Consider the following 20,301-nt stretch of genomic DNA (forward strand, 5'->3'; position numbering starts at 1 on the left):
TCACCCCTTGGAACGATTTCTACCTTGTCGAGTTGAGTTAATTGTCCTATTACTTTTTGGACGATTTTTCATTGCCCATTGAGGTAAACGCAAAAATGCATCTTTCATATCTGCAAAACGAAAGGGAGCCAACGGACTACCGTATGGAATTCCTAATGATTCCAAGCTAGTGAGATGAGCAACTAATGTCATCCACCCTATTACAATCCCAACAACTCCGAACATACTTGCTGCTAACATCATTGGAAATCGTATGAATCTTATCGCTGAACCCATATCATAATTGGGAATGATAAAAGAAGCGATGGCTGTAACAGCTACAACAATAATCATGATATTACTTACAATACCCGCCTGAACAGCAGCTTGGCCAATGATAATACCACCAACAATTCCAATTGTTTGACCTATGGGAGAAGGTAATCGTATAGAAGCTTCCCTCATCATTTCTAAGGTCAGTTCCATAAGTATGGCTTCTAAAACTGGAAAAAAAGGAACCCGAAACCTTGATTCAGCAATAGATAAGTAAAGTTGCATAGGAATAACTTCATAGTTAATGGAAATTAATGCTACGTATGTTGCAGGTAATAATAACGCAATCATAAAAGCTACAAAACGCAGTGAGCATATAAACGAAGCGACTAACCAACGGGTGCCATAATCATCTACTCCTTGAAAAAAAGAAATAAAATTTGTTGGAGCAATTAATACATGAGGAGATCGGTCTACAATTACAGCGAATCTTCCTTGAAGAATATGAGATACAGCAGTATCTGGTCTTTCTGTCATAATAAATTGCGGGAAAGGTGAATATGGATTATCTTCAATGAACTCGATAAGTTCACCGGTATTAATGATAGAATCCACATTAATCTTTTTTAGACGGTCTACTAGTTCCATTCGCAATTCATTTGAAGCTACATCTCTTAAGTATAGAATAGTAACCTTTGTTTTCCCTCTCTTACCGATTGTTACTTCTTTCAACATCAAATCTTGATGTGGAATATATCTACGAATCAATGCGATGTTCTGCCCATTTGTTTCTACAAATCCTTGATGGGCACCCTTTAGTGATATTTCATTTTTAGAATCTTCAATACTTCTTTGTGGCCAGCCCTTCGTATCTAATCGATTGACACTATTCATCCCATGGATAAATAAGACACTATCACCTTCTAAAATTGCATCTTGTATTTGAGCCCATTTATCGATTTTTTCAACTTGTCCAATTGAAATTGGCAATTCCATTGTTGGATCAAATGAGCTTTTCATTAATGGTGTTAATACGTGATTTTGTATTGCTTGTATATCCGTTAATCCTGCTAAATAAACCAGTGCTACATCTAATCCGTCGGAGTTGATTTGAAATCGACGAATTACTAAATCTGGAGATTCATTAAATAATTTCTTAATTTGATCCATGTTTTTGGATAAATCTTTAAAAATATAAATATTAATAATTCGATTTGGCTTGAAATTACGTCTGTCTTTTAAATTCTTCCAAACATCAAACATGGACTGTCTCCCTCTATACATTTTCACAATATTTTTTTAGTATCTGATATATATATAGAAATATACACCTTGATTCTTTAAGGGTTTATTGTGAGTGAAAGGTTTTCAAATTGGAGTACTTTTATTAAAAAAGGTGTTTGTATTTGATGAACCAATACAAATTTTAAAATATGATACAAATGAATTTATATCTATCATATTGCTGAATTAGCGTCTTAGTGCTAAATGAATTTTCTCCACTTTACGAAAATTGCAGCCAATAATTATAATTTACTATCTTTATAAAAAAAATATAGAATGTTTCCTCCTATACTTGGAACAATACCAATGTATTTACGTAGAAAGGAGGGTAATTAGAAATGGATAATCAAAAATTAGCCGATCATGAATCATTGGATTTACATGAAGTTATTAATTTCAAAACCCTTTGCTTAGCGAAATCAAAACTAATGCAAGGATTGGTATTTGATGATGATTTGAGAGCATTAATGCAAAAAGATGTTGAACAATCCATGCAAGCACTAGGAGAATTACAGTCAATTTATCAACGGGCACCTTTTGAAGCTCCTGTTCCTCAAAACCGCCCAACACCAATAATAGATTAAAAGGAGACAAATTCATTGAATAATGACTATTTAGACCCAATAAACTCGCTACATGTACCTGAGCTAGCAGATACCACATTTGCGATGGATTTTCTTCTTCGTGCTAAAGAAGGTGTTCGCAATATTGCGGTCGCATTAACAGAGTCAGCATCACCTGATGTTAGAACTCTCTTACGAAGCCATTTAATGCAAGGGATTGCTATGCACCAAGAAATTACAGATCTAATGATTAGTAAAAAATGGTTCCATCCATACGAACTAAGTGAACAATATCAATTAGACCAACTGTCTGCCAACAATACATTAATGATTGGCAAAATGAATCTATTTCCTGCTGATAACAATAGAAAAGGCTTGTTTGACCGAACACCTGATGAACATTAACACTGGAGGCTTGTAACCAATGAAGGCAGTAACTTATCAAGGTATTAAAAATGTAGAAGTGAAAGAAGTTCCAGATCCGAAGATTGAAAAACCAGATGACATGATTATAAAAGTAACAAGTACAGCTATTTGTGGGTCTGATCTTCACCTAATTCATGGCATGATTCCTAACCTGCAGGAAAACTATATTATAGGCCATGAACCAATGGGAATCGTAGAAGAAGTAGGCCCAGGTGTGACTAAGGTAAAAAAGGGAGATCGAGTAATTATACCTTTTAACATAGCATGCGGTGAATGCCATTACTGTAAAACAAATTTGGAAAGCCAATGCGATAATTCTAATGATAATGGTGATATGGGTGCCTATTTCGGATATTCTGGTAATACGGGTGGCTATCCAGGTGGGCAAGCCGAATATTTAAGAGTGCCATTTGCCAACTTTACCCATTTCAAAATTCCAGAGACTTGTGAAGAACCAGATGAAAAGTTAGCAGTTATTGCCGATGCGATGACTACTGGTTTTTGGAGTGTTGACAATGCAGGCGTAAAGGGTGGAGATACAGTTATTGTTCTTGGCTGTGGTCCAGTTGGTCTTTTTGCTCAAAAATTTTGTTGGCTAAAAGGAGCAAAGCGTGTCATTGCCGTAGATTACGTAGACTATCGTTTGCAACACGCCAAACGTACCAACAAAGTTGAGATTGTAAATTTCGAACACTTTGAAAATGTAGGAATGCATTTGAAAGAAATAACGAAGGGCGGCGCTGATGTTGTCATTGATGCAGTAGGAATGGACGGTAAAATGTCTGATTTAGAGTTCCTGGCAAGCGGATTGAAACTTCATGGTGGAGCATTTGGTGCGTTTATCACGGCTACACAAGCAGTTCGTAAAGGCGGGACAATTCAAGTTACTGGTGTTTACGGTGGGAAATATAATGGATTCCCAATGGGAGATATTATGAACCGAAACGTCAATATTAGATCTGGACAAGCACCTGTGATTCATTATATGCCATATATGTTTGAATTAGTGTCGACCGGGAAAATTGACCCAGGTGATGTCGTAAGTCATGTACTGCCACTAAGTGAAGCAAAGCGTGGCTATGAGATTTTTGACACAAAAATGGATAATTGTATAAAAGTCCTGTTGAAACCTTGAGGAAGGAGGTATAAAAAATGAACTACGCCTTACATGAAGTTCTTGAGGTCCATGAGATGGCTGCATTTAAGACCACTTGTTTAACTAAATCCAAAACGATGAAAGCGTTAGTCACAGATCAGCTATTAAAAGATATTATGCAGCAAGACATTGATCTATCTACTAGACAATTACAAGAATATGCTTCAATCCTTTCCAACGCTAAGCAGTAAATTAGGAGATGAATAAACATGAATCCAATTATTGAAACTTTAACTGGCATGGACGCAATAACGGATCAAGTGGTTGCAATGGATCTACTCATTTCAGCTAAAAGTGGTGTTAGAAATTATGCCATGGCAGTTACAGAGGCAGGAACGCCGGAAATTAAAGAAATTCTTACTCGCCATTTAGAAGAAGCTCTAAATATGCATGAACAACTATCCACATATATGGCAGAAAAAGGATGGTACCATGCATGGGATACAAACGAACAGATCAGCTTGGATTTAAATAATATCAATACAGCATTGAACTTACCGACATTATAAAAAGTTTCCAGGAACAGTTTAACACTTACCAAATAAACTGTTCCTATTAAACCATTTTAGTTTATTTGACAGAAGTTAATACAATTAATACTTCATGTTTACTCGTGCTTGTTTTACAAATTAATTCACTATTTTTATTATGAAAATGTCGGAGCAGGGAATTCATTAATTTTGATACGAAGTAAACTATAAGGTTTCTGTCGTAAGTCTTTTCCATAATGAAATCTAGGCTGTCGATGTAATTGATTCACAATAACATACAGATATTGATCCGGACCAATTGAAAAAGTATCTGGCCACAAAATTCTCGGATCATGTACAATAGTTTCCATTATGCCATTTGGAAATATCTTACGGATACTGTTGTTTTCATAATCTCCAGCATAAACAGTTCCCTTTGCATCGGTGATCATTCCATCAGATGCACCTTTTTCTCCCCAATACTTCACATGATATGGTACATCCATTTCCGATATCGTTCTGTCTCTCAGGGCTTCTGTTGAAATCGAGTACAAATGACGACTGGTTAGTGGAGCAAAAAATAATATCTTTCCATCGGGAGAAATCGCAAGACTATCAGACGCCAATCTAAATGCAGAAGTTGAACCGTCTTTGTTTCGATTCATTAAAATTTGTCCTTCTACCTTTGGTAAAAAATAGGGATCGGGTGAAGTTGAATTTGCCCCGTTTAACCGTCTAAACGCATTTCCATTTGATAAATCTACGACGATAATAGCTCCTGGCCCTCTTGAAGAAGAATCCGTTATATAGGCATAACCTGCTTTTCCAACACGAAAATCAAAACGGACATCATTCAGATAAGTTGTAGGCAGGACCACTTCTTCTGTAAAGGTATATACTTTTCTTATTGTATTGGTTTCTAAATCAACAGCGACTAATTTTGCCCCCCCCTTAATAGGTTCAGAAAAATTGGGTGCGGCTGTATCTAATATCCAAAGCGTTCCCCTTCCATCAGCAACTACACTTTGGACACTGATAAAAGTCATTGTGATATTCTCGGGGTTAACCAAATTGGTTTGTAAATCAGGATAAGGCTGCAAATTATCGCCAACAATTTCCCCCACCGTAAATTTAACATCGTCTCCCCATTTCGGAAAGCAAATGAAAATACGACCGGTTTCTGAAACAGTAACACCTGTAGGCATAGCCCCATAAAATTCATAAACTAGTTCTAAATTACCGAAATATTTTTCACTAGGTAACATAGGTTTCATAATATCCTCCTCTAGTATTCAAGCGGGATATCACCTATATATGATTTGTATTTTTTCTAGTGCATGTTTCTATATAAGTTTTTTCTCTGAAATTGTTCCGAATTTAAAAAACGTTATTCAACAAGTAAAAGACCGTTCCGATGAGTTAGAGAATAAGGTGAATCCTAATGTTCAATTAGGCCTATCCTAACAGTGGCTCAAGATCTTCAACTTGTTTATCTATCCACTAGTTTGTACATAAAAAGCAGCCATTGGCTACTTTTAAACTTCAACTAAAGCGCCAGTTAGTTGGATAAGAAATTAAATAACATTTAATGATTTTATCAATTTAAGGTATAGTAGTTAACTCCACATTTAATAGCCACTTATCTATCGCTGACTTAGGATAATAAAACTTTGATCCGATTTTTATATGAGGAAGTTCGCTCGTATATACATCGCCACCATCAGATAACTCAGTTAATTGTTGAATTTCCTCTTTACTTAAACCTAGATAATTTACTAATTCTGACTGTGTTAGTAACTGATGCTGAACTGAATGTTTTGTCTCAACGGTTGGTTGAATGCTTAATGCATTAGGGATTATCCAACTTCCTATTACTATGCATATCCCTAAAAAACATATTGATAATGCTACTAAATTACTTTTCATTTCTTCACCTCTGTTTATTTAATTCAATGATTTTACGAAATTTTAAATAATCCCCCTATATTTAACAATAATTGTCGTTACTAAGGACGTTTTTAAATTTATTATACCATTCCTTTTTTCCCTATCCGCTATTTCTCAAAATAAAAAGACTGTCGGTAACAGTCTTAGTTGTGTTCAACTAATGCGCCAGTTAGTTGAATAAATTGATCGATATACTTTATAAAATCAAAGGTCATAGAGTTAACAAAATTCTATGACCTTTGTCAATTGTTACTTATTATTTTAACTAAGTATTCTATAAATATTTTTAAAAAGTTCTACTAATTTCTTTTTAAGACATGTTATTTATTATCCATTTTAACAAGTACATATAACGTTCAAATGAAATCGAACTTTCGTTATGATGGAAGACTATATTATTATATTTAATTGTATAGTCTCGTTGCCAATTCGATAATTCCGCCAAATGATTAAAATTCGGACTTGTAACTGAATTAGTCAGGTAGGCTGACCGATATGAGCCTGGCTTTCTCATTTTATTTAGGGCAAAAATCATTTGTCCAGCTGTTAATATTCCTAGTCCGTGTCCAAAATACGTACCATCTCCAAGATTAACTGCATTTTCTCCTCTCCACTCAGGGGTAAGTGGATCAAAATCAGGATTATTAAAATATACGATATCTCCAGGATAGGATGTCTCAGAATATTGCGCATTTATTCCCAAGTCAGAATCAGCATGCCAACCGTATAAATAGATGTTTTGAAATATTTGATTAAATAAGTATTCGCCAATAAGACTTAGGACGGCATGGTAATTGATAATAACCATTGCCGTTGCACATTCAAACGCATAATATGAACTGTTAAAGTAAATATCTTTAATCGCATCAGACGGTTTTACGCTCTTGTCGCAATAGGAATCCTCCAGTTCTCATTAAACGCCAGTACTTAGGATTACATTGAGATCTTTCAAATACTGCAAACCTCACTCTACTTTGATACATAGCTCTTGCACTTAAAATGATATTAGTTCGTAACATATGTTCAAACTCATAAATAGAACGATACACATTCACCGTTGATTGTTCATTCATCAGTTGAAATAACTTTCTTACATTACTGTTAGATGACCCTGAGTTATTTTGTTGAATTGGCCTAGAAAAATAATTCATAATATACCTCTTTTCAACATAAAGTATTAATTTTATGTATACCCATCATATTCAAACATAGCTTTGAAGTGTATATTCCCCGAAGAACCTCAAAAAAATATGAACTGAAATTCCAATGTAAACTAACAAGAAATAAAAAAACGCACCAAATTGTTAGATGTGACTAACAATTTGGTGCAGTCTAATTTTGTATAACAAAGTCCATTGTGACTTTTAATCTTGTTATAACTAACGCGCCAGTTAGTTCAATAAGAACCATATACAAAAAATATATAACTTGTCCAAGCAAATTCATTTAATTTACATATTTATATATAGTCCCTTATTTCAGTTAGAGAATTCTCCAAACCCACATTTTCATCTATTCTTTCAACCTCCTTTTATAACGGGGGTTGGAATACATAATAACCCCATGAGCCTTGATAGGTTCATGGGGTACATTTTTTAAGAATATGTAATAATTTTATCCATGCAAAAATTAAAAAACCAATTGCTATGTTGCTCTTGTTCTTCAACTAATGCTTTCGTTATTTAGATTATTCTATCTTTTGAACTTTTATTTTGTGTAAAAAGCGGTAAATAATCATACTAATGATAAAAGTTACAAATAAATACCAAAAGATTGTCATCGATATTACACCAATACTATCGCCTAAATTCATGTCTGATATATAAAAATCGAAGAAGTACAAACTGCTTAGAATGCTAAAATAAATCAAAATGAATTGAAACTTATTTTTCATAAAATTAACCTTTGTCTTGTTTATTAAACTTAAATTAAGAATTAGTCCATAACTATTATACCATTTCTTATAGTTAATCCAATGATTAGCCTATCTATCTATCTATTCGAATACTTGGCGAAGCTCAATCTGTCCTTCTCCAAGACCATGTGGATCTGGCGCGCGCATCGCCCAGTTGATGGCTTCCTCACGAGATTCCACATCTATGAACCAGTATCCTGCAATCAACTCATTGACTTCAGCGAAAGGTCCTTCTGTAATGGTCGGCGGTTCTCCAGGAACAGGGTAAGTAATACGAATACCGTTGGAGCTTGGATGGAGTCCACCGACTGACACCAGAACACCAGCTTTCTCAAGTTCTTCATTATATTTCTTCATCGCAGCAAACATCAGTTCCATCTGCTCACTTGGCATTGTCCCTGCTTCAGAATCCTTTGAAGCCTTTACAACCATCATAAATTTCATAAGTAACTCCTCCTCTAGGTTATGGCTTTTTACGGTTAATCTTTCCTTTAACACTGTTCAACTAACGCGCCTGTTAGCTTAACAAGTAAACCCTAATTTTTAACTATTTTGTTCTCCGTTCCATTTACAATTCTCTTTATATTTTGTCGATGTAGAATGATTATTGCTACGCTTATTAGTAGAGAAAGGGCAATGAGAACTTTATCTTCAAATATAAGACTGTAAATGAATAATGCTATACTAGCCAACATTGAACTTAGTGATACATACTTAGTAAATAGCAAAGTTAACACAAACACAACAAAACCAACAAAAACACCTATAGGAATCAAAAATAAGAAAACTCCTGTTGCTGTCGCAACAGCCTTTCCACCTTTAAAACTGGCAAAAACAGAAAATATGTGCCCTAGTATGGCTAATAATCCACATACAATAGGGTTAACTGTAGAACCAAGTATTAGGGGAAGTAAACAAGCAAATGTACCTTTTAATATATCAGCAATTGCAACAATTACTCCTGCTTTTATGCCTAAAACTCTATAAGCATTAGTTGCACCAAGATTACCACTACCGTAATCACGAATATCTTTTTTATAAAACATTTTACCGATTACTAAAGCAAATGAGATTGATCCAATTAAATAACTTAGAATCAAAGTTAAAATGTTCAAAGTATTATCTCCTTACATAGTTTGTTAAGTAATTATTTCTATTTATTACATATGATTTCCTTCAATCCTTCTTATGTCTTTCCCGATTCCGTTTCACCTGCTTCTTCAACTAAACTGCCAGTCAGTGCAATAAAAATAGACCACCGAAGCAGCCTATCTTTGTTGAACTAACGCGCCAGTTAGTTGTACAGTGTATGTACTTCTTTAGTCATCCCAATCACTATCATATGGATTTGCATATAAATCTATCTCGATTGATGCTCCTATCTTTGAACAGAAGTTAATGACTTCTTGATCATAACCCATTGCTGGGCATGAACCTTTTTCTATAATTGGAACTTGCATAAGTATAAATTGACAATCATATTTTTTTTTAATCATAATTAATTGGTTAACTTTGATTAATAGAGGTGCAATTAACTCCTTAGCCTGTATACAAGCATCTAGTGTCTCGATATAATCTGTTCCTAATTTCCAACTTGTATAAGTTCTAAAGCGTCTTTTTGTTGTGATTATTTTAGAATTTTTTGTTCTTTTAATCTCTTCACCTTTTATAAAAGAATTAGTTGGATAAATACCTAATAATTCAGTTACATATTCTAACGGAAAGTCATCGCCTTTTATCTCAAAATACGTCATTACATTTGTTTGATCCATATTCATCTCCTCAATGATGTTCAACTCTCGCGCCAGTTAGTTGAACAAATAATGTATTCCAGTCGAAATAATAAAAGCTAAAAATGTAGTAATAACTATATCAATAACAACTTTATTCTTTGCAGTTTTTTTATATTTAGAGTCCAAAAAATATCTTAATATGTAAAAAACAGTAAAGCATCCGAGTAGTTCAAAAAAATTCATTTCTATCTCTCCAATACGTATCTGTTAGAAATTGTTTATAGGAGTTTCCCTATAGATTTACGAAACAGTATTTGAAAATATTATATTGGTTATAGTTGCCTTTCTTATTTAACTTTGTGTCTTTTCAGTAGGATTAAAGTATGATTCTACGTACTGGGAAAACTGAAGAAGTATCCCTACAAGAAATAAAATCCACCCTACTCCTAAAATAGGCCCTTCAAAATTATTAAAATATGTCAAAGTTACAATTATTAGTCCATATTTTTCATATGTAATCCTTTTTCTTAGTTAATACTTTTTAAGTGTAATATTGTTAGAAAATTTTGGATAGCGGTATATTTTGTAAAATCCTTGTTTAACTGAAGTGATAATTACTTCAATAAAAAAAGCCGCATCCGCGACTCATGATCTTGTACAACTAATGCGCCAGTTAGTTGTATAAGCAAACTAACTAGTTAACCCTATATAGAAGATTTAGTTTTATCTATCCTCTATAATTTCTATAATGTTTGATGCCAGTTTATTTCTAATTGGTTTAATAAAACTTTTCCCTGCTCCCCATCCAATATCGAATAGTCCCTCTCCATTACCAGATGAAATACACTTAACACATGTTTCTCCACTAAAATTATCAATTGTAACTGTCAAAGTAGCTGTACTGTTGTTTCTAATGAAAAATTTTTCAAATATAAGTATAGCAATCTCTTTTTCAACAGCTTCAACAACTTTGTAATCCTCAAATATCAATTTTGACTTTAATTCCACATCTTCAAAAATAAGTTGCGCCGCTTGAACGGGCTTAACATTTACAGTGAACTCTAAATAATGTTTCATATAATTAGTTGCTCCTTTAAAATCCATAACTTTGTTTCAGCCTGCTCAAAATAAAACAGTGGTCTTAATAAATAATCCTTCAAGCAACCTATGCTACACAACTAAACGTATGCATTAGTTAAATAAGCATTATTTTTTCTCTAATTCGCTAATTCTCTTTTTTAACTCATTCATCTTTTTATTTGAAAATCCCTTAATTTTTTTTATAATCTTAAAAATTGCATACCCTATTAAAAATATAATTGCCAAGTCTATCAACGCATTTATTAAACTAAAATTACCCATTTTTCATTCTCCTAGAAGCCTTATTTTTATGCGACAAAAATAATTATATTCTATATTCATAGATACTGCCCATTAACAATATAAAAAAGACCGCCGAAGCTGTCTTTTTGTTTTTCGACTAACGCGCCAGTTAGTTTCATAACCTAAAAATTTAAAAATCAAAATATAATACTATTCATTCTTCATTTAATTCAGCATTGAATTATGAATGCTTCGGAATATATTTTATATTCATTTTTGTAGTCAATGAAAATCTTTAGGTTTGAATTTCATTAGACTCTGAACCAATACTATAAATAATAGTATAAGTGTTATTACCTTTTTATAGAATTACTGTTAAATTTTGAAACCTATTTAAATAAATCACATTGTTTTTTATTAAATCAACTAACGTCTAGAACGCTTGTCCAAACAAAATCATATGATATTAAGGTAGTTAATCAATAGGATAAGGAGTGCTTTTCTTGAGTTATAATCGTAATAATAATAATGTTGGTGGAGAAAGTGATCGAAACAGAAATAGAAAAAATGTTACATTAAACGCAAAAATCACGGTTGACCGAGATGAATTTTGTCGTGCTGTAGATCGTTGCAACGATGATAGAGTTGCTGGTGCTGAGGATCGACGCGATGACAGAGATCGTAATAATTGTGGTTGGAGATGGATCTAATAGTGATTCTTATATTAATCCTTTGAAAAAACTGGGTTAATTTCACTAAATAATAAATTACTAAAATAATCTTTATTTTTAAACAGAGTCTCCTTATAGAAGACTCTGTTTTTTCTTTATTCACTAACGCGCCAGTGAGTTGAACAACCTTACTCTTTAAAATAAAAAATCTTCAAATGTTCAATGTTTAAAGTTTAAATACTATCCAAGTAAACAATCCAATTATTATTAAAAGAGGAATCCACCAAAAGAATGCAAATAACTCCAATAAATACCCCATATCCATTTATCGTCACTCCATATTAAATTCTATTCTGCATTTTGTAAAACTAACGCGCCAGTTAGTTCAACAAGAAAACACATATCCTTTATGGAAGAGAATGTCGATAAGATTTCTTCATAAAAACTACCAAAATAAAAATTGAATTCAATTATTTCTATTTCTAATAAATCTCCAATTAATAAATACCAAAGTAGATAATAACACTATTGCCGAGAACCACAAATAAAAGCCAAGATTAATGTTCTAGAAATATGTTCTTCCATTTCGTTTCCTGAATTTATATATATCTATAATATCGCATATTACTATTTTAATCTGGCTCTTCTTCAACTAAGTTCCAATGTAGTTCAATAAAAAAATCGACTAAACAGTCGATCATTTAGTACAACTATCGCGCCAGTTAGTTACGTAAGAAATCCCTCTATTATCATTATTTAACTATTAACTTGATATTCTCTATCTTCATTTCTACATACTTTTTATCCTTCAATTTACCACTATTAGATTCAAAAAACCTTGTCATCGCCGTTATTTTATATGAACCTTTTTTCTTAATACTAAACGATTCTTTTTCCGTTAAAGTATCTCCATTTTTTATCTTCGAATCTTTGCCTGTACCTGTATAATAAATATTTTCTTCAATATTCCGACCGTATTTATCAGTAATCAAAAATTCAATATCCTTACTACTGTGTAGTAAATATGTTTCTTCTGTACCAAAATATTTTATCTTACCTTCTAAATTAAATTTTTTCCCACCTTTTACTTCTTTCGGTGTTTTTACATATAACATAAAGTCACCATTTTTCATTTTAGTCGATACAATTTTGTTTGAAGTCTCATTTTTATTCGAGCAAGCAATCATAATCAATGTACATACAACTACCACTATTCCTGATTTTAATCCTCTTTTTAATAACACTTTTTATATCCCCTTTTATATTACATGTTCCTACTAGCTCCGAATGCGTCTCTATTTTTTTTCTTTTAAAACCTCATAACTTATATAGAATATAACATTTTTTATGTTTTTCTAAATCAACCAAACTACCCTTAAACACAATCAATGGACCTATTAAAACAGTCCTTTCGGATCTTCAGCTAACGCGCCGATTAGTTCTATAAGATGGATTGATTTCTAACCTTATCCGTTAAACCTTCCCATTAAGATAGTATTATAGTAATTCCCGTCAGATAAAATTTTGTCTTGTTTTAAGACACCTTCCACTTCAAAACCATATTTTTTATAAAGCATAATAGCTTTATCATTGGTTTCGAGAACCGTCAAAGTTATTTTCTTAATTCCATTTAAGTCTGCCCAATTAATAGATTCATTTAAAAGGTTTTTTCCTATACTATATCCCCAATATTCTTTTAACACACAGACTCCAAATTCCACTTTATGTGACGTTCTTTTCAATTTGTTCCCTTCACATCTTGAGAAACCTACAATTCTCTCATTAACTTCAGCTACTAAAAATAGGTTACTTATACTTTCTGTATCATCTTTAATTATCAGTTTAAAACCAGATTCATCTATGTACGCCTCGCCTTTTTCTCTGTCTAAATTTTCCGTTTCACCATCTATTTGTAATCTTACTTCAGACAAATTTTTCGCATCTTTCTCTATTGCAGACCTTACAGTATAACGTAAATTTTGAATATAAAAATCTTTTTTATTAACTATCATAACAATGACCTCCCGTTTACAACCTTTTAGCTCAGATTTTATTAATTCACCCTGATTTTATCAGATATTCTTATATAATTTTTTAGCTAGTTAGTCCAATAAAAAAAGCCACCAAAGTAGCCTTTAATTGTCAAACTATCGCGCCAGTTAGTTCAATAAGAAACTTTAAAGATAGTCAACCGATGAATAATAGTTCCATTTATTTAATACTTTAATCATTTTGTAATTCCCTTAACATTTGGAATATTTGACCTCTATGATGTGATTCATGCTCAATTAAATGGTAAACAACCCACTCAGGTGTAACGTCATAATGTTCAAGTACTCTCGGTCTACGCCAATCATTTAAGTCCATTGTTCTAAAATGTGAAAGAAATACTTCTCTCACTTTATTAAGGCGGTAAAAATGTTCTTCTAAACTTTGCCCCTGAATATGAATTAATGCACCGTCATCAGAACGGTCTTCCAATTGAAACAAAGAGCGTATTTCAGAATCCCATTCTGTACCAAGGACTTCTACATAAAACCAATCTGCTTCAATCAACGCAATGTGATATAATAAGGAGCTAATTGTTTGTCTTTCATCAATTTTTTTGTCTACTAAATTTGGGTTAATTGTAGTTAATTTTTTAATAAGGGATTTCCGAACATCTTCTAAACACCATAGCCATCGGCCAATTTCTTCTTCATACCCTGGAATTGAATATATCTGGAAATTTCTTCTCTCCAATGGAACAACCTCCTATGTTATATCTTCTTAAATTATATACTCTAAGTTTAGTATTTAAACCTTTAATAAAATCGACTGGATTTTTATGAAAAGCCTATTCCTATTTTAATAATAAATATTTTTTCTTTTTAAACACGTGTGGACGCAATAATAAAAATAAAAAGAGCCACAAAGGTAAATACACCCCTTGTGACTCACATCCTTAATAGTATTAAAGACCATGCTTTCGTTCCCAAGACTCAATCCTTATAATTAAAAGAAATACGCTGAATTTTAATTTCTGTATGAGTGAGAGGCTACAAAAGTGATTTCCAAGGTTAGATTCATTAAATTTTTCATCGACCATACTCACTCCCTTCTTAAATATTAAGAAAATTATAACAACTTTAAAATATTTAATCAATAATATTTTTTTAAAATAAGAAACTACCGGTAAATTCTCAAGGTAATTTAAAGTCTCAAGGTAATTTAAAGTCTCAAACCATTCTCTTTAATACATTATGTAAAGTTTAGTATTAATTCTTATGTAACTAACGCGCCAGTTAGTTATATAGGAGATTCAATCTACAAACTATTGCTTTTTTTAGTTTATTGTACTTTTGGAAAACTGACACTTGGGTTAAGTTTAATGTGAACTCTTGTTTACTCTCTCGTACTGTATTTTGCGTAAGCCTAAATGTCTTTTTCTAGTAATTGATTTATCAGAACTTTTTTGAGTTGACTGCGGCGACTTGATTCTACAAAAAGGTATTTTCCATTACACATTTGCATTAAGAAATGCAAAAGAATTTTTAAAAATTGCATTGAATAACGTTTATTTCATTTGGATATTTTATGGAAGTATCATAAATTCAGGAGGTAACACATGAAAGCAGTCACGTACCAAGGTATTAAAAATATGCAGGTTAAAAATGGGACAAGCTCCCGTGATACACCTTATACCTATATTATTTGAGAAAATTACATCTGGAGAATTTGATCCAACCGAAATTGTAAGCCATCAAATCCCTCTGGATCAGGCAAGTGAAGCTTATCGGATTTTTAACGACCATCAGGATGAATGTACCAAGGTCATTCTAAAACCATAATTAAAAACAAGAAGTAAAGCCGTACTCTTCGGAATACAGCTTTTTCCATATGATATATATATATTAGGAAGTGTAATTACATATATGAAGGTACTTTCAATGATTCAACCTTGGGCCAGCCTTTTCCTTTTTAATGAAGCACAATACGAAACAAGAACATGGAAAACTAAATATCGTGGTCCATTGGCGATTCACACAAGTAAAAAAATAGATAGTAATGTTTGTAATAACAATGCAATTCAGCATTTGCTTAGTAAGCACGAGTTGAATAGGAGCAATCTACCAACCGGCATGATTATTGGTGTCTGTAATCTTATTAATTGTTTAAAAGTAATAGAAGATAATCAAGAAAGTGCAGTATTGGAAGATGGACGTATTGTTTCAGGAAATGACTACTTCTTAGGAGATTTTAGAGTAGGGAATTATATTTGGGAAGTTTCCAATAAAGAAATGTTAATCGATTTTATACCAGCTAAAGGAAAATTAGGTTTATGGGAATACGATATAAATTAGTTGTTTACTTCTGGAAAAAAACACTAATAATGCGTTAGCGCTCAACAGTGAATATTTTCAGTATGAAATTTTATTAATTGTATTGTATATATTAAACAAATCTTCTTTGCCGACCATCCCACTATATAGTGAAATAGAGGATGATTGATTTATGATCATCCCTTTTGTTCTTCAACTAAAGAGCCAGTTAGTTCAATAGCTTTTAGTAATTTTTATACTTATTCTTATCAGGAAAAACTTTAAGATATGTGATAAAAATATTTATTACAAATATTAGAAGTAATATTAATTGTATAGGTACACTATTGTAAAAATACTCTCCTATAAAATCAAGAATCTTATATTCAAAGTAAAGGATTGCGATGAATGTAAATATCCTTATTACCAATGTAAATCACCCTCTACTCATTAAACTATTACTAATATTATATATATCATTTCTTTTCAACTTAACTGCCTGTTAGAACAATAAAAAATGGACTACCGAAGCAGCCCATCGTTGTTCAACTAATGCGCCAGTTAGTTGAATAAGGTTCCTATAATTTTTCAATTAAAAATACCAAATCATCAAAATTCGTTTCAAACCCTAAATCATTACATTTATAAATAATTTTACCTTCTTGCTCTCTTACTATCATCCCCGATGAGTATGACTGTGATTGCCTTCCATTGCCTTTATCCCAGATATTATAAAAGCTTAAATAACCATTTTTCGAATGACATTTGCAAAGAATCTCTTTAGGAGAAGTGTCTTCCCATAAATTAATACTCGGGTAGATTTCTGCACTAAGAGTTGGTATTTCAATCCCCATATCTGTACTTAACCATATACCTTGCCTATGTAATGAACCTTTATTAATAAATTTAATCTTTATTATTTGTTGATCTTTTATTGGTTGTACTTCCCATTTAATAACGTTGCTCATTCCCGTTTCAGAAAATGCTTTATTATAAATTCTCTCGATTCCAATGTCCATTTCGCTTCTACAATTCGAATAAGTTTATATTTATTTTACACCATAAAAAAAGCCGCATATGCGACTCTTGATCTTGTTCAACTAACGCGCCAGTTAGTTGCATAAGAACATAAATTATTTAAATATCAAGATGATTTAATCGTCTAAATGCTTTTTTTGTTTTACTCAAAAATAATATTGCAAGACTATAGATGAGATAACCTAAAATAGTCCCCAACACATTACAAATAACATCGTCAATGTCTATGATCCTTCCTAAGCTTACTCTTAAGAGATTTTCTACGAATTGTAAAGATTCGATACCAAGTGAAACAATTAATCCGATCATTAAAATGTTTTTAAACCGTTTGCAATCCTCCCATATTAAAGGGGCAAAGAGACCAAGTGGCATAAACATTACAATATTACCACCTACATTTCTTACAATCAGCTTAATCATAAATATTGTGTCACCACTATATGCTATTCCAACTTCATTAATATCTCTAATGATTGAAACAAAAGGTATGTAGTTTATTGACCAATAAGGAAAATGAAATTTCCCATGAGGATGTATGTATAATGGGAAAAGTGTCACAGAAATAACCATTAGTGAATATAAAACAAGCAAAAGTCCTATTAATTCTTTATACCAAACAAAAGTCTTATTGTTTTTCATTTTTAATACAATAATAATTGCTCTTAAAATTAAGTAGCAAAAAACAACAAAAAATATAACTATATCTCGGATAAATAACACCGAACCAATCACCCTTTTCCTATGTTAAAATATAAAATCTCTAATTGAAATAACGTTAATCTTTTTAATGGTAAAATATTCCATTTAATAAATTCCCTATAATTACCTAAAATCCCTTTTTTTTCAATTATCCTATTAGAACTAGACTGCCAAATTCTTAAATAAAAAAAGGCAGCCATTAGCTGCTCTCTCTCTTTAACTAACGCGTCAGTTAGTTGAATAAGGATTTTATCCTTTCTTGTTTCAATATCCCCAATCATCAACTTGCCATTTCCCTGTCTTACTGTCCCTGATTAAAGTCCAACTCCAATTGGACTGAGTGGAGTTTGGCTCGAAACTTCCATCACCGCCAGAAGAGTTCACATTAAAATTAGATAGTAAAACAATTACATTTTTTTCTTTCACATCATTTTCTGAGCCTCGGCCATTTTTCAAATATGCTTCGGTTAAAACATTAGCTTCTTTTTCCGAATACCATATGTCTGTAAGCTCGCATCCTTTAAAATTAAACTTTTTCTTCACAGTAATAACTGCTGAATTTATTTCATCTTCAGTAAACTTATTAGATTTTTCAATTCTTACCTGCACTTTATCCGTTAAATGTTTATATAGATTAATTGAAAACACAACAACCAATAATGTACAAATAGTAATAAATATTTTCTTATTTTTCATAAAAAGAACTCCTAATTTTAAAAATCCATATATTTAAAATACAATTTTACAAAAATTTATTAAATACCAATTATTTTCGAAGAGTTCCAATAACATTTTTATTTTCGCCATCTACAAAAACAGTGATCGTATCGTCAGTGCCATCGAATTTAAAAGTTACTGAATATAGTTTTTTGTTATTAAAATCTTCATCAATAATAGTAGCATCTATTGGTAATTGGTCGACTTTTTCTACTACTCCTTGTTTATCACTTAGTGCAACCTGGTCACTTCTCATTAAGCTGGCATAGGCAATTCCTTGAACATCGTCAGTATTATTTTTACTACAAGCAGCTACAGAAAGAATAGAAACGAATATTAAACACATTAAGACAATTTTTTTCATTTGATAACCTCTCATTTTTTCCATAATATGTTAATTTCTACTCATAGCTGTTATTACCTTCTTTTATATATAAAAATGAAAAAGCTGCAATGAAGCAGCTCTTGGTCTTCAACTAACGCGCCAGTTAGTTCAATAAGAAATTCATCTATTTGTTACAGTTGATTCAGTGTCTTCAACTTGAATTTTCCCATTCTCATCAACCGATTTTAAAGTAATTAACGCATCTCCATAACTATCTTTTTCAAAATATCCTAAAACATATTCTATGTGTAATTGTCCATTACGGTCTTTATAATGCAGATCCATTGAATCCTTCCTAAAATCTCCAGTTGGAATTACATTAAATTTATATTCTTCACCTGAGGATATCGAGGGTATTTTAATAACTGAGGTTTTATTAGTAAGATATAAACCTGATATTTTTTTGTTCGTTTGATTTTTAATGGTGATGTCAAATCCTTTGTGACCTGAAAATAGAAAAAAACACCCAATTCCAATAATTCCTAATAACAATATTACAATCAATTTTTTCATGTGCTACCCTCAATTAACTTAAAATTTGTCTCTTTAAATAATAACATATTATATTTTTCCGTATTTAACTAATCTGCCTGTTGGCACTATAAAAGGACTACCGAGGCAGTCCATGGCTGTTGAACTAACGCGCCAGTTAGCGAAAGAAGACAGAATATATTATAGTCCCTAATATTAGTACAAGAATAAGTATTCCAGTACCTTTCCATCCCAAACTATTTACCAAATCTACAAGACTGCCATTGTTTGCCCTGTTAAAAACATCATTCAGATTGCCAGTTGGATTACCTTTTAATTCTTGTTGTCTTAATCTATCTCTCTTTTGTTCAGGTGTTTCTTTGTTTTCTTGCATATAAACACCCCCAATAAATTAAATAACCATTCTTTATTTATATATTTTACCACAAATAACCATCATCCTTGTTGAACTATTCTGCCAGATAGTCCAAAAAAAGCTGCCGAAGCAGCTTACTGTTGTTGAACTAAAGCGCTAGTTAGTTTCATAAGAGATCAATAAACATTTATGACAATACTGCATCAACCTGATTCTTCGTATGTCGAAATTAATAGATTTTATTTAGTTAGAAAAAGTATCGTAAATAGTCAATAATATGATAAGAAAACTAATTGAACACAATAAAATTTGCATCTTCCGATTAGGTTTTGTTTTTTTATTTTTCCCCTTAACAAAATAATAAACAAGAGGACCCACTCCAATTGATAGATAACTAATTTTTAAAATCATTTCCAATACTTTTCCCCTCCTATAATTTAGTAACCCTTAGTTTTAATTATACACTTCATACGATTTGTGAAATTTGGGGGAATCTTGTTTTCAATTCAAAAATTCTAACTCAATTAAACTACTGGTTAGTACAACAAAAAAAAGACCACCGAAGTAGTCTATC

At 31.9% G+C, this 20,301-nt stretch carries 27 protein-coding genes and 1 pseudogene; 8 read left to right on the forward strand and 20 right to left on the reverse strand.

What is annotated here, in order from left to right:
* A complete protein-coding gene (locus tag ABID96_RS13040; RefSeq protein WP_377896888.1) occupies positions 1–1,515 on the reverse strand; it encodes a spore germination protein in 1,515 nt (504 codons plus the stop codon).
* Between the two features lie 359 nt (positions 1,516–1,874).
* On the opposite strand from ABID96_RS13040, the gene ABID96_RS13045 reads away from it, so the two are divergent.
* The 5 genes from ABID96_RS13045 to ABID96_RS13065 are packed head-to-tail and all read left to right on the forward strand — an operon-like array spanning position 1,875 to position 4,190.
* The gene (locus ABID96_RS13045; protein WP_069032682.1) at positions 1,875–2,120 is read left to right on the forward strand and encodes a spore gernimation protein GerQ; all 246 of its coding nucleotides are present in this window, start codon (positions 1,875–1,877) and stop codon (positions 2,118–2,120) included.
* Positions 2,121–2,135: 15 nt separating this feature from the next.
* Positions 2,136–2,504 carry a spore coat protein gene (locus tag ABID96_RS13050; protein ID WP_192602417.1) on the forward strand — a complete coding sequence of 123 codons (369 nt, stop codon included), beginning with the start codon at positions 2,136–2,138 and terminating at the stop codon, positions 2,502–2,504.
* Between the two features lie 19 nt (positions 2,505–2,523).
* The gene (locus ABID96_RS13055) at positions 2,524–3,660 is read left to right on the forward strand and encodes a zinc-dependent alcohol dehydrogenase (protein ID WP_192602418.1); all 1,137 of its coding nucleotides are present in this window, start codon (positions 2,524–2,526) and stop codon (positions 3,658–3,660) included.
* A gap of 17 nt (positions 3,661–3,677) precedes the next feature.
* Entirely contained in the window at positions 3,678–3,872 is a 195-nt protein-coding gene (locus ABID96_RS13060) for a hypothetical protein (RefSeq protein WP_192602419.1), read from the forward strand.
* 18 nt (positions 3,873–3,890) lie between these two features.
* On the forward strand, positions 3,891–4,190 hold the full coding sequence (locus ABID96_RS13065; protein WP_192602420.1) for a spore coat protein: 300 nt from the start codon (positions 3,891–3,893) through the stop codon (positions 4,188–4,190).
* A gap of 137 nt (positions 4,191–4,327) precedes the next feature.
* Here the strand turns inward: ABID96_RS13065 and ABID96_RS13070 are convergent, their stop codons facing one another.
* From ABID96_RS13070 to ABID96_RS13110, 9 genes are all read right to left on the reverse strand, one after another.
* Positions 4,328–5,425: an L-dopachrome tautomerase-related protein gene (locus ABID96_RS13070; RefSeq protein ID WP_192602421.1), complete on the reverse strand. Its 1,098-nt coding sequence runs from the start codon at positions 5,423–5,425 to the stop codon at positions 4,328–4,330.
* Between the two features lie 328 nt (positions 5,426–5,753).
* Positions 5,754–6,077, reverse strand: a complete 324-nt coding sequence (locus ABID96_RS13075) for a helix-turn-helix domain-containing protein (RefSeq protein WP_192602422.1) — start codon at positions 6,075–6,077, stop codon at positions 5,754–5,756.
* Positions 6,078–6,408: 331 nt separating this feature from the next.
* Positions 6,409–7,005: a protein-glutamine gamma-glutamyltransferase gene (locus tag ABID96_RS13080; protein WP_377897062.1), complete on the reverse strand. Its 597-nt coding sequence runs from the start codon at positions 7,003–7,005 to the stop codon at positions 6,409–6,411.
* Positions 6,965–7,249, reverse strand: coding sequence for a hypothetical protein (locus ABID96_RS13085; protein ID WP_377896889.1), 285 nt, complete (start codon positions 7,247–7,249; stop codon positions 6,965–6,967). Before ABID96_RS13085 ends, ABID96_RS13080 begins: the two co-directional genes overlap by 41 nt.
* 845 nt (positions 7,250–8,094) lie before the next feature.
* The gene (locus tag ABID96_RS13090) at positions 8,095–8,457 is read right to left on the reverse strand and encodes a YciI family protein (protein WP_192602424.1); all 363 of its coding nucleotides are present in this window, start codon (positions 8,455–8,457) and stop codon (positions 8,095–8,097) included.
* 92 nt (positions 8,458–8,549) lie between these two features.
* Entirely contained in the window at positions 8,550–9,128 is a 579-nt protein-coding gene (plsY, locus tag ABID96_RS13095) for a glycerol-3-phosphate 1-O-acyltransferase PlsY (protein WP_192602425.1), read from the reverse strand.
* Between the two features lie 204 nt (positions 9,129–9,332).
* Entirely contained in the window at positions 9,333–9,785 is a 453-nt protein-coding gene (locus ABID96_RS13100; protein WP_192602426.1) for a DUF4279 domain-containing protein, read from the reverse strand.
* Positions 9,786–10,469: 684 nt separating this feature from the next.
* Positions 10,470–10,823, reverse strand: coding sequence for a DUF6054 family protein (locus tag ABID96_RS13105; RefSeq protein ID WP_192602427.1), 354 nt, complete (start codon positions 10,821–10,823; stop codon positions 10,470–10,472).
* A gap of 129 nt (positions 10,824–10,952) precedes the next feature.
* Positions 10,953–11,108: a hypothetical protein gene (locus ABID96_RS13110; protein WP_192602428.1), complete on the reverse strand. Its 156-nt coding sequence runs from the start codon at positions 11,106–11,108 to the stop codon at positions 10,953–10,955.
* A 464-nt stretch (positions 11,109–11,572) separates the two neighbouring features.
* Between ABID96_RS13110 and ABID96_RS13115 the strand changes: the two genes are divergently transcribed.
* Complete coding sequence (locus tag ABID96_RS13115) at positions 11,573–11,779, forward strand: hypothetical protein (RefSeq protein WP_192602429.1); 207 nt, start codon at positions 11,573–11,575, stop codon at positions 11,777–11,779.
* A 713-nt stretch (positions 11,780–12,492) separates the two neighbouring features.
* Here ABID96_RS13115 and ABID96_RS13120 read toward each other — a convergent pair.
* The 3 genes from ABID96_RS13120 to ABID96_RS13130 form a co-directional block, all read right to left on the reverse strand.
* Entirely contained in the window at positions 12,493–12,984 is a 492-nt protein-coding gene (locus tag ABID96_RS13120) for a hypothetical protein (RefSeq protein ID WP_192602430.1), read from the reverse strand.
* Positions 12,985–13,206: 222 nt separating this feature from the next.
* Positions 13,207–13,752, reverse strand: a complete 546-nt coding sequence (locus ABID96_RS13125) for a GNAT family N-acetyltransferase (protein ID WP_192602431.1) — start codon at positions 13,750–13,752, stop codon at positions 13,207–13,209.
* Between the two features lie 211 nt (positions 13,753–13,963).
* Complete coding sequence (locus ABID96_RS13130) at positions 13,964–14,482, reverse strand: DinB family protein (RefSeq protein ID WP_192602432.1); 519 nt, start codon at positions 14,480–14,482, stop codon at positions 13,964–13,966.
* Between the two features lie 905 nt (positions 14,483–15,387).
* On the opposite strand from ABID96_RS13130, the pseudogene ABID96_RS13135 reads away from it, so the two are divergent.
* Both ABID96_RS13135 and ABID96_RS13140 read left to right on the forward strand, forming a co-directional pair.
* Positions 15,388–15,570: pseudogene (locus ABID96_RS13135) on the forward strand (glutathione-dependent formaldehyde dehydrogenase); the annotation flags it as partial.
* 84 nt (positions 15,571–15,654) lie between these two features.
* The gene (locus ABID96_RS13140) at positions 15,655–16,083 is read left to right on the forward strand and encodes an ASCH domain-containing protein (protein ID WP_056471533.1); all 429 of its coding nucleotides are present in this window, start codon (positions 15,655–15,657) and stop codon (positions 16,081–16,083) included.
* Positions 16,084–16,619: 536 nt separating this feature from the next.
* Here the strand turns inward: ABID96_RS13140 and ABID96_RS13145 are convergent.
* The 7 genes from ABID96_RS13145 to ABID96_RS13175 all read right to left on the reverse strand — a co-directional run bounded on the left by ABID96_RS13145 (position 16,620) and on the right by ABID96_RS13175 (position 19,745).
* Positions 16,620–17,060 (reverse strand): hypothetical protein, encoded by a 441-nt coding sequence (locus ABID96_RS13145; RefSeq protein ID WP_192602434.1) that lies wholly within the window; start codon positions 17,058–17,060, stop codon positions 16,620–16,622.
* Between the two features lie 118 nt (positions 17,061–17,178).
* Positions 17,179–17,799, reverse strand: coding sequence for a VanZ family protein (locus ABID96_RS13150; protein ID WP_377896890.1), 621 nt, complete (start codon positions 17,797–17,799; stop codon positions 17,179–17,181).
* 8 nt (positions 17,800–17,807) lie between these two features.
* Positions 17,808–18,059, reverse strand: a complete 252-nt coding sequence (locus ABID96_RS13155; protein WP_377896891.1) for a hypothetical protein — start codon at positions 18,057–18,059, stop codon at positions 17,808–17,810.
* Entirely contained in the window at positions 18,043–18,474 is a 432-nt protein-coding gene (locus ABID96_RS13160) for a DUF4829 domain-containing protein (RefSeq protein ID WP_192602435.1), read from the reverse strand. The genes ABID96_RS13155 and ABID96_RS13160 overlap by 17 nt, the downstream gene beginning before the upstream one ends.
* 70 nt (positions 18,475–18,544) lie before the next feature.
* Positions 18,545–18,859 (reverse strand): hypothetical protein, encoded by a 315-nt coding sequence (locus ABID96_RS13165; protein WP_192602436.1) that lies wholly within the window; start codon positions 18,857–18,859, stop codon positions 18,545–18,547.
* A gap of 141 nt (positions 18,860–19,000) precedes the next feature.
* Entirely contained in the window at positions 19,001–19,393 is a 393-nt protein-coding gene (locus tag ABID96_RS13170; RefSeq protein ID WP_192603194.1) for a hypothetical protein, read from the reverse strand.
* A gap of 136 nt (positions 19,394–19,529) precedes the next feature.
* On the reverse strand, positions 19,530–19,745 hold the full coding sequence (locus ABID96_RS13175; RefSeq protein ID WP_192602437.1) for a DUF6366 family protein: 216 nt from the start codon (positions 19,743–19,745) through the stop codon (positions 19,530–19,532).
* Positions 19,746–20,301 lie beyond the last annotated feature (556 nt).

The organism is Gottfriedia sp. OAE603, assembly GCF_040543965.1.
Taxonomy (GTDB): Bacteria; Bacillota; Bacilli; order Bacillales; family Bacillaceae_G; genus Gottfriedia; species Gottfriedia solisilvae.

What these genes read in the sequence shown, in the direction of transcription:
- ABID96_RS13175 (WP_192602437.1), bottom strand. Translation starts at nt 19,745, where the DNA reads ATGCAAGAAAACAAAGAAACACCTGAACAAAAGAGAGATAGATTAAGA.
- ABID96_RS13160 (WP_192602435.1), bottom strand. Translation starts at nt 18,474, where the DNA reads ATGAAAAATAAGAAAATATTTATTACTATTTGTACATTATTGGTTGTT.
- ABID96_RS13165 (WP_192602436.1), bottom strand. Translation starts at nt 18,859, where the DNA reads ATGAAAAAAATTGTCTTAATGTGTTTAATATTCGTTTCTATTCTTTCT.
- ABID96_RS13090 (WP_192602424.1), bottom strand. Translation starts at nt 8,457, where the DNA reads ATGAAATTTATGATGGTTGTAAAGGCTTCAAAGGATTCTGAAGCAGGG.
- ABID96_RS13060 (WP_192602419.1), top strand. Translation starts at nt 3,678, where the DNA reads ATGAACTACGCCTTACATGAAGTTCTTGAGGTCCATGAGATGGCTGCA.
- ABID96_RS13140 (WP_056471533.1), top strand. Translation starts at nt 15,655, where the DNA reads ATGAAGGTACTTTCAATGATTCAACCTTGGGCCAGCCTTTTCCTTTTT.
- ABID96_RS13145 (WP_192602434.1), bottom strand. Translation starts at nt 17,060, where the DNA reads ATGGACATTGGAATCGAGAGAATTTATAATAAAGCATTTTCTGAAACG.
- ABID96_RS13070 (WP_192602421.1), bottom strand. Translation starts at nt 5,425, where the DNA reads ATGAAACCTATGTTACCTAGTGAAAAATATTTCGGTAATTTAGAACTA.
- ABID96_RS13055 (WP_192602418.1), top strand. Translation starts at nt 2,524, where the DNA reads ATGAAGGCAGTAACTTATCAAGGTATTAAAAATGTAGAAGTGAAAGAA.
- ABID96_RS13040 (WP_377896888.1), bottom strand. Translation starts at nt 1,515, where the DNA reads ATGTTTGATGTTTGGAAGAATTTAAAAGACAGACGTAATTTCAAGCCA.
- ABID96_RS13155 (WP_377896891.1), bottom strand. Translation starts at nt 18,059, where the DNA reads ATGATTGGGGATATTGAAACAAGAAAGGATAAAATCCTTATTCAACTA.
- ABID96_RS13170 (WP_192603194.1), bottom strand. Translation starts at nt 19,393, where the DNA reads ATGAAAAAATTGATTGTAATATTGTTATTAGGAATTATTGGAATTGGG.
- ABID96_RS13045 (WP_069032682.1), top strand. Translation starts at nt 1,875, where the DNA reads ATGGATAATCAAAAATTAGCCGATCATGAATCATTGGATTTACATGAA.
- ABID96_RS13105 (WP_192602427.1), bottom strand. Translation starts at nt 10,823, where the DNA reads ATGAAACATTATTTAGAGTTCACTGTAAATGTTAAGCCCGTTCAAGCG.
- ABID96_RS13075 (WP_192602422.1), bottom strand. Translation starts at nt 6,077, where the DNA reads ATGAAAAGTAATTTAGTAGCATTATCAATATGTTTTTTAGGGATATGC.
- ABID96_RS13085 (WP_377896889.1), bottom strand. Translation starts at nt 7,249, where the DNA reads ATGAATTATTTTTCTAGGCCAATTCAACAAAATAACTCAGGGTCATCT.
- ABID96_RS13100 (WP_192602426.1), bottom strand. Translation starts at nt 9,785, where the DNA reads ATGGATCAAACAAATGTAATGACGTATTTTGAGATAAAAGGCGATGAC.
- ABID96_RS13125 (WP_192602431.1), bottom strand. Translation starts at nt 13,752, where the DNA reads ATGATAGTTAATAAAAAAGATTTTTATATTCAAAATTTACGTTATACT.
- ABID96_RS13065 (WP_192602420.1), top strand. Translation starts at nt 3,891, where the DNA reads ATGAATCCAATTATTGAAACTTTAACTGGCATGGACGCAATAACGGAT.
- ABID96_RS13110 (WP_192602428.1), bottom strand. Translation starts at nt 11,108, where the DNA reads ATGGGTAATTTTAGTTTAATAAATGCGTTGATAGACTTGGCAATTATA.